We start from the raw sequence: 12198 nt of genomic DNA, 5'->3' as shown, positions 1-12198 counted from the left end.
CGCAATGAATGTGATGACCGACATCAAGTCCAAGACGGGCGTTGAACAGCCGAACAATGCGATCGATCCGCTCTGGTACAAGGACGCGATCATCTATCAGCTGCACGTCAAGACCTTTGCAGACAGCAACAATGACGGCATCGGCGATTTCGCCGGCCTCACCGAAAAGCTCGACTATCTGCAGGAGCTCGGCGTCACCACTATCTGGCTGATGCCGTTCTATCCGTCGCCTGGCCGCGACGATGGCTACGATATCGCCGATTACGGCTCGATCCATCCCGACTTCGGCACGATGAAGGACTTCAAGCGCTTCATCCACGAAGCCAAGCGCCGTGGCCTGCGTGTCATCACCGAGCTGGTCATCAACCACACCTCCGACCAGCACGACTGGTTCAAGCGCGCCCGCCGCAGCCCGGCCGGATCATCGGCGCGCGACTGGTATGTGTGGAGCGACAGCGACCAGAAATACGATGGCACGCGCATCATCTTCACCGACACCGAGAAATCCAACTGGACCTGGGACCCGGAAGCCAAAGCCTATTACTGGCACCGCTTCTTCTCGCATCAACCGGACCTGAATTTCGACAATCCGCGCGTGCTTTCCGCCGTGGTGCAGGTGATGAAGCGCTGGCTGGATGCCGGCGTGGACGGCTTCCGTCTCGACGCCATCCCCTACCTGATCGAGCGCGACGGCACCAATAACGAAAACCTGCCGGAGACCCACAAGGTCATCAAGCATCTGCGCGCCGAACTCGACGCCTATGCGCCGGGCCGCCTGTTGCTCGCCGAAGCCAATCAGTGGCCGGAGGACGTGCAGGAATATTTCGGCGACAGCGACGAATGCCATATGGCCTATCACTTCCCGCTGATGCCGCGCATCTATATGGCGCTGGCGCAGGAAGACCGCTTTCCCATCACCGACATCATGCGGCAGACGCCGGATATTCCGGACAACTGCCAGTGGGCGATGTTCCTGCGCAATCACGACGAACTGACGCTGGAAATGGTGACCGACGTCGAGCGCGACTATCTGTGGTCGACTTACGCCAACGATCCACGCGCGCGCATCAATGTCGGCATTCGCCGCCGCCTCGCGCCGCTGATGGACAATGACCGCCGCAAGATCGAATTGCTGGACTCGCTGCTACTGTCCTTTCCGGGCACGCCGATCATCTATTACGGCGACGAGATCGGCATGGGCGACAATATCTATCTCGGCGACCGCAATGGCGTGCGCACGCCGATGCAATGGGCGCCCGACCGCAATGGCGGCTTCTCCCGCGCCGATCCCGCGCGCCTCTACGCGCCGCCGATCATGGACCCGATCTACGGCTATGAATCGGTGAATGTGGAAGCGCAGTCGCGCAGCCTGTCGTCGCTGCTGTCCGCGACCAAGCGCCTCATCGCCGTGCGTAAATCCACGCTGGCTTTCGGCCGCGGCACCATGACTTTCATCCGGCCCGAGAACCGCTCGGTGCTGTGCTATGTGCGCCAATATGGCGACGAGGTGATCCTGTGCGTCGCCAACCTGTCGCGCGCCGCGCAGGCGACCGAACTCGATCTGTCGCCATGGAAGGAGCGCGTGCCGCTGGAAATGCTCGGCCGCACCAAATTCCCGCCGATCGGCGACCTGCCTTACATGGTGACGCTGGCGCCTTACGGTTTTTACTGGTTCCAGCTCGAAAAGCGCGATGTCTCCGAGCATTCGCAGCCCGCCGTGGTGCCGGAATTCGAGACGCTGGTGGTGCCGCTCGGCTCGACCTGGATGACGCTGGCCCGCACCCGCGGCGTGTTCGAGCATGATGTGCTGCCCGGCTTCCTGTCGCGCTCGCGCTGGTATCCGGAACGCAATGCCAAAGCGATCCAGCCGGTGCTGACCTCGGCAACGCCGTTCTGCCTGGTTGGGGACAACCGGCCTTGGCTGGTCTTCTTCGAGACCACGCAGCGCGGAGCCAAGTCGCGCTATGTGCTGCCGATGCAGATCGACTGGGTGCGCTTCGATCGCGACCGCTACAATCCGAAGGCTTTCGCCGCCGTGCGCCAGGGCGCGCGCGAGGGCACGCTGCTGGATGTGGCCACCGATGAAATCTTCATCTCGCTGCTGCTGTACAACCTGCGCAATTCAGTGACGGTCGAGGAAGTCGAGGGCATGAAACTCGAATTCCGCCCGACCAAGAAGCTCACCGACAAGCCGCAGCAGAAGCTGGACAACATTCGCGCGGTGGAAACCGAGCAGTCCAACTCGACGGCTCTGGTGGACAGCGACTATGTCGTCAAAATCTATCGCAAGCTGCAGACCGGCATCAATCCGGAGATCGAGGTGGGTCACTTCCTCACCGAGATCGCGGGCTTCGCCAATACGCCGGCGCTGCTTGGCAGCGTCGAACTGATCGAGGGTGACCAGCGCAGCGCCATCTCCATCGTCCATGCTTTCGTGCAGAACCAGGGCGATGCCTGGACCGTCTCGTCCGGCTATCTCGATCGCTTCGTCGAGAAGGAACGCCTGATCGCGGCCGATACCCATCACGAGATGAGCGAGGACCAGATCGCCTATCTCCGCTACATGACCCAGACGGGCCTGCGCGTCGCCGAAATGCAGATCGCCCTGGCGAGCCGTGATGACATCGCCGACTTCAAGCCGGAGCCGACGACGGACAACGACATCCGCGTCTGGACCGACGAGATCGTCAGTCGCGCCGAACCGGTGTTCAGCCTGCTGGCCCAGCGCCGCAATGCTGCACGCGACGGCGATCGCGGATTGATCGATGCGGTTCTGGCGCTGCGCAACAATCTGCGCGACACGTTGAACGGCCTGTTGCCGGACAAGATCGACGGGCTGAAGATCCGCCATCACGGCGACTTCCATCTCGGCCAAATGTTGATCGTCAAGGACGACATCTTCATCATCGATTTCGAAGGCGAGCCACGCCGCTCCATCGAGGATCGCCGCCGCAAGGCGCCGGCTGCCCGCGACGTCGCCGGCCTGATCCGTTCGATCGACTATTCGGCCACCGCAGCCCTCGAGCGCGCCGAACAGGTGGCACCGGACGAGAATGGCAAACTCGCCAACGCCCTCACCTCATGGCGTGACAGCGCAATCGACGCCTTTGTCTCGGCCTATCGTGAAGCGATGACCGACAAGCGGCTGTGGCCGGCTGATGCGAAAGCGGCCGACGACATGCTCAAATTCTTCCTGATCGAGAAGGCCTTCTACGAGATCGAATATGAGCTCGCCCATCGCCCGGATTGGCTGCGCGTGCCGCTGGCCGGTCTGTTGCGTATCCTGAACGGGGAGCCGAAGGAATCCGTATGACCCATCTTCCCGCCGAAGCTTATGCCATCATCGAAGGCCGTCACTCCGACCCGTTCCATTATCTCGGGCCACACAAGGAGAACGACCGCACGGTGGTGCGCGCCTTCCTGCCCGATGCCGTCAAGGTGGAGGCCGTCGACGATCACGGCGCCACCACGACGCTTGAGCGCGTGCACCAGTCCGGCCTGTTCGTCGGCGCGCTCGCAAACGGATCGACGAAATATCAGCTTCGCGCGAAATTCGGCGACCATGTGGTCGATCTCGAAGACCCCTATCGCTTCCCGCCGCTGCTGACCGATTTCGATCTCTATCTACTCGGTGAAGGCACCGACCAGAGGATCTACGACAAACTCGGCGCGCATCCGCGCGTCATCGACGGCATTGCCGGCGTCGCCTTTGTGGTGCTCGCGCCGAATGCCAAGCGTGTCAGCGTGGTCGGCGATTTCAACTTCTGGGATTCGCGACGGCACCCGATGCGGGTGCGTGGCGTCGGCTATTGGGAGCTGTTCGTGCCCGGCGCCATCGCCGGCAATCACTACAAGTTCGACATCATCGGCCCGCATGGCCAGGTGCCGCTGAAGTCCGACCCATTCGCCTTCTCCGCGGAAGTGCGCCCGTCCACCGCATCCATCGTGCTGGATGAAACCAAGGTCCCGCGTCCGCGCGCGGCGCCCGATGGCATCAATGCGCTGGGCAAGCCGATGTCGATCTATGAGGTGCATCTCGGCTCATGGCGCCGCAAGGGCGCCAATGAATGGCTGAGCTATCGCGACCTTGCGGAGACGCTGCCGAAATATGCAAAAGATCTCGGCTTCACCCATGTGGAATTCCTCCCCGTCAACGAGCATCCGTTCGATGGCTCCTGGGGCTATCAGCCCACCGGCATGTATGCGCCGACCAGCCGCTTCGGCTCGCCGGAGGATTTTGCGGCGCTGATCGATGCCTGCCACGCCGAAGGCCTCGCCGTGCTGCTCGACTGGGTGCCCGGCCACTTCCCTGACGATCCGCATGGCCTCGGCCAGTTCGACGGCACCGCGCTCTATGAACATGCCAACCCGCTGCAGGGCCGGCATATGGATTGGGGCACGCTGATCTATAATTACGGCCGCACGGAAATCGTCAATTTCCTGGTCTCCAACGCGCTGTTCTGGATGGACCGTTACAATATCGACGGCCTGCGCGTCGATGCGGTCGCCTCCATGCTCTATCTCGACTACAGCCGCGCGGAAGGCGCCTGGATTCCGAACAAATATGGTGGCCGCGAGAATATCGAGGCCATCGAATTCCTGCGCCGCTTCAACCGCGAAGTGTTCGGCAAATTCCCGAATGCCACCACGGCGGCGGAGGAATCCACCTCATGGCCACAGGTGTCGCGTCCGGTCGAATTCGGCGGGCTCGGCTTCGGCTACAAGTGGAACATGGGTTGGATGCATGACACGCTGAATTACATCAGCAAGGATCCGATCTATCGCAAGTACCAGCACAACGACATCCTGTTCGGGCTGCAATATGCCTTCTCGGAAAATTTCATCCTGCCGCTGTCCCATGACGAAGTCGTGCACGGCAAGCGCTCGATCCTCGGCCGCATGCCCGGCGACGACTGGCAGCGTTTCGCCAATCTGCGCGCCTATTATTCCTTCATGTACGGCCATCCCGGCAAGAAGCTGATGTTCATGGGCTGCGAATTCGCCCAGGAGCGCGAGTGGAATCACGATCATTCGCTGGACTGGCATCTGCTCGAACAAGAGAAGCATGCCGGCATCCACTCGCTGATCCGCGACCTCAACACGCTGTATCGCGACACGCCGGCGCTGCACGAACTCGACTGCGATCCGGCAGGCTTCGAATGGATGGTGACCGACGACGCCAACAACAACGTGTTCGCCTGGATCCGCAAGGGCAATACGCCGCGCGCCCAGTGCCTCGTAGTGGTGAACTTCTCGCCTAACGTCTATCGCGACTACCGCGTCCGCGTGCCGTTCACCGGCAAATGGCGTGAGGCGCTGAATTCGGATGCCGCGCATTATGGCGGCGGCAATGTCGGCAATTCTGGCGAGGTGACGGCCACCGGCCTCGTGCCCGAACTCAGCCTTACGCTGCCGCCGCTGGCCGCGATCTTTCTCGTACCGGAAGCCTGATCGATGCGCCTGTCAGCCGGAACGCCCTCCCGCCTCGGCGCCAGTTGGGACGGGCGGGGGACGAATTTTGCGTTGTTCTCCGCCAACGCCACCAAGGTCGAGCTCTGCCTGTTCGATGGCCAAGGCCGCCGCGAACTCGAACGCATTGAACTGCCGGAATATAACGAGCACGTCTTTCACGGCTATCTCAACGACGTCTCGCCGGGCCAGCTCTATGGCTATCGCGTGCACGGGCCGTATGAACCCGAGCAGGGCCATCGCTTCAACGCGCACAAGCTGCTGCTCGATCCCTATGCCAAGAAACTCGCCGGGCGCCTGGTCTGGAGCGACGCGCATTTCGGCTATCGCACCGGCTCGTCCCGCGAGGATCTCTCTTTCGATCGTCGCGACAATGCCCGTGGCATGCCCAAGGCCGTGGTGGTTGACGAAAGCTTCAACTGGGGCCGCCGCGAGGCGCGACCAAGCATTCCGTGGGAAGATACGATCTTCTACGAGGCGCATGTCAAAGGCCTGACCATGGGCCGCAAGGATGTGCCAGCGGGCTTGCGCGGCACCTATCGCGGCCTTGCCGCCCCCGCGATGATCGACCACCTCAAGCGGCTCGGCGTCACCTCCATCGAACTGTTGCCGGTACACGCTTTCGTGGACGATCGCCGTCTCGTTGAAATGAAACTGGTCAATTACTGGGGCTACAACACGCTCAGCTTCTTCGCACCGGAAGCACGCTACGGCGCCGACAATCCGCTCGATGCCTTTCGGACCACCGTAGCGCGGCTGCACGATGCCGGCATCGAGGTGATCCTCGACGTCGTCTACAACCACACCGCCGAGGGCAATCATCTCGGCCCCACCCTTTGCTATCGCGGCATCGACAACGCCTCCTATTATTGGCTGATGCCGGACAATGCGCGCTACTACGACGACTTCACCGGCTGCGGCTCGTCGCTGAACCTCACCCATCCGCGCGTGCTGCAGATGGTGATGGATAGCTTGCGCTACTGGGTCGAGGTCTGCCATGTGGACGGCTTCCGCTTCGATCTCGCCACCGAACTCGCCCGCGGGCCGAACGGATTCGATCGCAACAGCAGCTTCCTCACCGCGATCCGGCAGGACCCGGTGCTTGCCAATGCCAAGATGATCGCCGAGCCGTGGGATCTCGGCATGGGCGGCTATCAGGTCGGCGCCTATCCGTCGCAATGGTCGGAATGGAACGATAAATATCGCAGCGCCATGCGCCGCTACTGGGCCGGCGAAGGCTCGCTGATCGGCGAAGTGTCGAGCCGCATGACCGGCTCGTCCGACGTGTTCAACCATGACGGCCGCAAGCAGCGCTCGGGCATCAACCATGTCACCGTGCATGACGGCTTCCCGCTGGCCGATCTGTTTGCCTATAACGAGAAGCACAACGAAGCCAATGGCGAGGACAATCGCGATGGCTCCGGCGACAATCACAGCAACAATTTCGGTGTCGAGGGCCCGACCGACGATCCCCAGATCGTCGCGCTGCGCCGCCAGCTCCGCAAGAATCAGCTCGCCTGTCTCTATCTGGCCCAGGGCGTTCCGCTGCTGCTGGCCGGCGACGAGGTCGGCAATACGCAAGGCGGCAACAACAATGCCTATTGCCAGGACAACGAGATCGGCTGGGTCAGCTGGGACGGCCTCGGCGACAAGGATGACGACCTCACCGATTTCGTCGGCCACATGGCGCAGATGCGCAAGCGCTTCCCGCAGATCACGTCGCAGAAGTGGCTCGACGGTCGCCATGCCGATGGCAGCTTTGGCGTGCTGTGGCTGACGCCCTCCGCCGAGGAGATGACCGAAACGGACTGGGCTTTCCCGGACGGGCGGTTCCTTTCTTACGTACTCAGCTCGAACGAAAAGGGCGGCAACCCGTTGTTCATCGTCCTGAACGCGGCGCCTGAGGGCATTCCCTTCAAGTTGCCGAAACTCACCGAATTCAAGAGCTGGCGCCAAGTGCTGAACACTGCCGACGACAACCTCTCGATCGCCATCCTGCCGCCCGGCGCCGATGTGGACGCGCCGCCGCGCTCCGTCATCGCCTTTGCGGGGACGCCCGCATGAGCGCTCGCAGCTTTGGGCCGAGATTAACCGAGAGGGGCGCAACATTCAGGCTGTGGGCGCCTGCTGCCAGCCGTGTCGAGGTAATGCTCGACAAGCCCGTCGCGATGACCGCCGAGGACGATGGCTGGTACAGCGTGGATGTGCCTGATGTCGCCGCCGGCACGACCTATCGCTTCCGCATCGATGGCAAGCTGGAGGTGCCTGACCCCGGCTCGTCGTTTCAGCCCGAAGACGTCAACGGTCCCAGTGAGATCATCGATCACGCTGCCTATCCCTGGCGTGCTTCCGACTGGCGCGGCCGGCCGTGGGACGAGACGGTGCTGCTGGAAACCCATGTCGGCATCTTTACGCCGGGTGGCACCTATCGCGCCATGATCGAGAAGCTCGATCATCTCGTCAAAACCGGAATCACCGCGCTCGAACTGATGCCGCTGGCGGATTTCGCGGGCTCCCGCAACTGGGGCTATGACGGCGTGCTGCTCTATGCGCCCGATCACGTTTATGGGCGGCCCGACGATCTCAAGGCGCTGATCGACGAAGCGCATCTGCGCGGGATCAGTGTGTTTCTCGATGTGGTCTATAACCATTTCGGCCCGGAAGGGAATTACATCGGCGCCTATGCGCCGACCTTCTTCTGCGATGCGCAGACGCCATGGGGCTCGGCCATCGACTATCGCGTGCCCGAGGTTCGCGCCTATGCCATCGAGAATGCGCTGATGTGGCTGCGCGACTATCGCTTCGATGGCCTGCGCCTCGATGCCGTGCATGCCATTACCGAGCCCGGCGACGTGCCGATGCTGCACGAACTCTCCCGCGAGGTCGGCAAATTCGCTGCGGATAGCGGCCGTCTGATCCATCTCGTGCTGGAAAACGACGACAACCGCGCGACGCTGCTCGATCCCGCTACCAACCCGCCCCGCGGCCAATATCGCGCGCAGTGGAACGACGACTATCACCACGCCTGGCATGTGCTGCTGAGCGGCGAGGACAAGGGCTATTACAGCGACTACGCGCCCACGCCGATCGATCACGTGGTGCAGACGCTCGGATCCGGCTTTGCCTATCAGGGCCAGCCCTCGGCGCATCGCGGCGGCGAAGCGCGCGGAGAAGCGAGCGGCGCGCTTGCACCCACGGCCTTCGTGAACTTCCTGCAGAACCACGACCAGATCGGCAACCGCGCGCTCGGCGATCGGCTGGAGGCCATCGCCGATCCCGTCGCGATCGAAGCCGGGCTTGCCATTACGTTGCTGGCGCCGATGGTGCCGATGCTGTTCCAGGGCGACGAATGGGGCTCCAAGGTGCCCTTCCCGTTCTTCTGCGATTTCCAGGGCGATCTGGCCAATGCCGTGCGCAACGGCCGCAAAAAGGAATTCGCCAGCGCCTATGAAAAATATGGCGACGACATTCCCGACCCGCTCGATGCCAAGACCTTCGAACACGCGAAGATCGACTGGGAGATGCGCGACGGCGCCGGCAAGCGGCGCTGGGCGATGGTGCGCGATCTCTTGCGGATGCGGAAGCAGCACATCGTGCCCCGCATCGCCGGTGCCCGCTTCGGCAAGGTCGAACACAATAATGGCCTGCTGATCGCCAGTTGGAAGATGGGCGATGACAGCCTGCTGGTGCTGCGCGCGAATCTCTCCGACAAACCCGTCACAGCGCCGGCCTCGACCGGCACATTGATCTGGGGCCGGCAGGGCGATGCGCTGGCACCATGGGCGATCCAGTGGTGGATGGGAGACAAGTGAATGCCGCCGGCCATCCCCACCGCCACCTACCGCCTGCAGCTCACCAAGGAATTTGATTTCGACGCCGCCGCGCTGATTGCGCCTTATCTCAAAGCCATCGGCATCAGCCATGTCTATGCCTCGCCTTTCACCAAGGCGCGTGCCGGCTCCACCCATGGCTATGACATCGTCGATCACACCAAACTCAATCCCGAACTCGGCGGCGATGCCGGCTTCGAGCGCATGAGCGCAGCGCTGAAGAAGAACGATCTCGGGCTGATCCTCGATTTCGTGCCCAATCACGTGGGCGTGCACTATGCCGACAATCCGTGGTGGCTCGACGTGCTGGAATGGGGCCAGGCTTCGCCGCATGCGGTCTCGTTCGACATCGATTGGGAGACCCTGCCCTATCGCGCCCGCGGCGGATTGCTGCTGCCGATCATCGGCTCCAGCTATGGCCAGGCGCTGGAGAACGGCGAGATCGAACTCAAATACGATGCCAAGGAAGGCAGCTTCTCGGCCTGGTACTACGAACATCGCCTGCCGATCGCGCCGGAGCGTTACAGCGAGATGCTGCGGAGCATCGTCAAGGAAGCCGATGCCGGCGACACCGCGGCCGGTCGCGCCATCCTGACACTTGCCGGCAAGCACAAGGGCCTGCGCCATCCCAATCGCAGCGAGGCGCCTGCCTTCAAGCAGCAACTCGCCAGCATCGACAGCGCCGCCGATATCATCACCCGCGGCCTTGACGCCTATCGCGCCGGGCCGGATCGCCCCGCGCAGGTCCAGACGCTGCACATGCTGCTGGAGCGCCAGCACTACAAGCTCGGCCAGTGGCGCCTTGCCTCCAGCGAGATCAATTACCGCCGCTTCTTCGACGTCAACACGCTGGCGGGCCTGCGCGTCGAGGACGCCGGCACGTTCGAGGCGATCCACACCCAGGTGAAGCGCCTGATCGCCGAGGACAAGTTGCAGGGCCTGCGGCTCGATCATATCGACGGGCTGCGCGATCCCTCGCAATATTTCCAGCGCCTGCGGCGGTTGATCCGCGAGGCACAGGGCAAGGCCAGGCCGTTCTATGTGGTCGTCGAGAAAATCCTCGGCGAAGACGAGAAGCTTGTGCCATTTGCCGGCGTGCACGGCACCACCGGCTATGAATGGCTCAATGCCATCACCCAGGTCCTGGTCGCGGAGAAAGGCCTCGAGCCGCTCGGCGAGACCTGGCGACAGGTCAGCAACACGTCACCGAAATTCGCACCATTACTGGTCGAGGCCAAGCGCCGCGTGCTCGACACGCTGCTGCTGAGCGAATTCACCGTGCTGACGCGCCTGCTCGCGCGCATCGCCAATGGTCATTATTCGACGCGCGATTTCTCCGCCGATACGCTGCGCCAGGCTTTCGAGCTCTATGTGCTGCATTTCCCGGTCTATCGCACCTATCTGACCGCCGCCGGCCCATCCGCACTCGACCGCCAGCTCATCTCCGACACCATCGAGAAGGCGCGTGCCGACTGGTTCGGCACCGATGAAGGCCTTTTCGACTTCCTGCGCGATGCGCTGACCCTCGATTTGCTCAAGCCCGGCCGTCCCGCGCATAGCAAGCCGCGCGTGCGTCGCTTTGCCTTCAAGGTGCAGCAATTCACCGGTCCGACCATGGCGAAGTCGCTCGAGGACACCGCCTTCTATCGCTATCACAAACTGCTTGCGCTGAATGAAGTCGGCGGCGAACCGGCGGCCGAGGCGATGCCGGTGAAGCGCTTTCATGACCTGATGATCCAGCGCGCCAACGAATTCCCGCATGGCATGACGTCCACGGCCACGCATGACACCAAGCGCGGCGAGGATGCCCGGACGCGCCTGCTGGCGCTCGCGGAATTGCCCGGCGAGTGGGCGACGGCCGTGAGCCGGTGGAAGCTGCTGAATGCGCCACATGTGATCGTGGACGGCGACATGCGTTCGCCCTCGGCGCCATTCGAATACATGCTGTATCAGGCCCTGGTCGGCGCGTGGGAGCTGGATGCGCGCGACGAGACGTTCCTGGAACGTATGCAGGCCTACGCACTCAAGGCTGCACGCGAGGGCAAGGAGGAAACCAGCTGGCTCAATCCGCATGTCGCCTATGAAGATGGCCTGAAGGAGTTTCTAGCGCGCATTCTCGATCCCGAAAAGTCGAAAGAGTTCATCGAGCAGATCGACGCCTTTGCGCGCCGCATGGCGCTGATCGGCGCGCTGAATTCGCTCAGCCAGATCACGCTGAAAGCAACCATTCCCGGCATGCCCGATTTCTATCAGGGCATGGAATTCTTCGACACGTCATTGGTCGACCCCGACAATCGGCGGCCGGTCGATTTTGCCGAGCGCGTGGCCGTGCTGGAAAAGATCAGGAATCCGGACTGGGCTGCGCTGACACAGAACTGGACCAATAGCCACGTCAAATTCGCGTGGACGCGCGAACTACTCAAGCTGCGCAGTGACGCCGCCGATGTCTTCACCGATGGCGACTACGAGCCGTTGGATGTCACCGGCCCGCATGCGGCGCACATCATCGCCTTTGCGCGTCGCCATCAGCGCGATGCCGCCATCGTCATTGTCGGCCGCGCGCTGGCAGGTTTCACCGATGGCGGGCGCGCGTGGTTCGATGGGACAAAGCTTGATGCCACCGTGCATGCGCCGGGTTATGCCTTGGGCGACATCCGGGTGGCAGAGCACTTGAAGCATCTGCCGGTCGCGGTCATCCGCACGCAGGCAGCGCCGAAGAAGATGCGATCGACGAGATTGCAGTGACGCGCAGGCGATGAACCAAGTAGAAACGACAAGGCCGCCCGGGACTGATGCCGGACGGCCTGGCGGATGTCGTGCCGACTCAGAGATTCGGTTCCCTCCCTCCGCACCAGATCAGGTTTTCATCAAATTGTTTGCGAGAGGTTACCGCGTCCAT

5 protein-coding genes are annotated in these 12198 nt (G+C 62.5%); all 5 read left to right on the top strand.

The features are described 5' to 3' along the window. Nucleotides 1-4: 4 nt before the first annotated feature. Genes treS through treY form a run of 5 tightly spaced genes read left to right on the top strand, consistent with a single transcriptional unit; the run spans nucleotide 5 to nucleotide 12044 of the window. Nucleotides 5-3313, top strand: coding sequence for a maltose alpha-D-glucosyltransferase (treS, locus tag RPMA_RS08565; RefSeq protein WP_211912408.1), 3309 nt, complete (start codon nucleotides 5-7; stop codon nucleotides 3311-3313). Beyond that, nucleotides 3310-5451 (top strand): 1,4-alpha-glucan branching protein GlgB, encoded by a 2142-nt coding sequence (glgB, locus tag RPMA_RS08560; RefSeq protein WP_211912407.1) that lies wholly within the window; start codon nucleotides 3310-3312, stop codon nucleotides 5449-5451. The genes treS and glgB overlap by 4 nt, the downstream gene beginning before the upstream one ends. A 3-nt stretch (nucleotides 5452-5454) precedes the next feature. Continuing rightward, entirely contained in the window at nucleotides 5455-7533 is a 2079-nt protein-coding gene (gene glgX, locus RPMA_RS08555) for a glycogen debranching protein GlgX (RefSeq protein ID WP_211912406.1), read from the top strand. Next, nucleotides 7530-9281 (top strand): malto-oligosyltrehalose trehalohydrolase, encoded by a 1752-nt coding sequence (gene treZ, locus RPMA_RS08550; protein ID WP_211912405.1) that lies wholly within the window; start codon nucleotides 7530-7532, stop codon nucleotides 9279-9281. Before glgX ends, treZ begins: the two co-directional genes overlap by 4 nt. Continuing rightward, nucleotides 9282-12044: a malto-oligosyltrehalose synthase gene (gene treY, locus RPMA_RS08545; protein ID WP_211912404.1), complete on the top strand. Its 2763-nt coding sequence runs from the start codon at nucleotides 9282-9284 to the stop codon at nucleotides 12042-12044. Nucleotides 12045-12198: the final 154 nt, after the last annotated feature.

Origin of the sequence: Tardiphaga alba (assembly GCF_018279705.1) — a bacterium.
Taxonomy (GTDB): domain Bacteria; phylum Pseudomonadota; class Alphaproteobacteria; order Rhizobiales; family Xanthobacteraceae; genus Tardiphaga; species Tardiphaga alba.
Note: the sequence above shows the minus strand (reverse complement) of the source record. Positions and strands in the feature narration are given on the sequence as shown.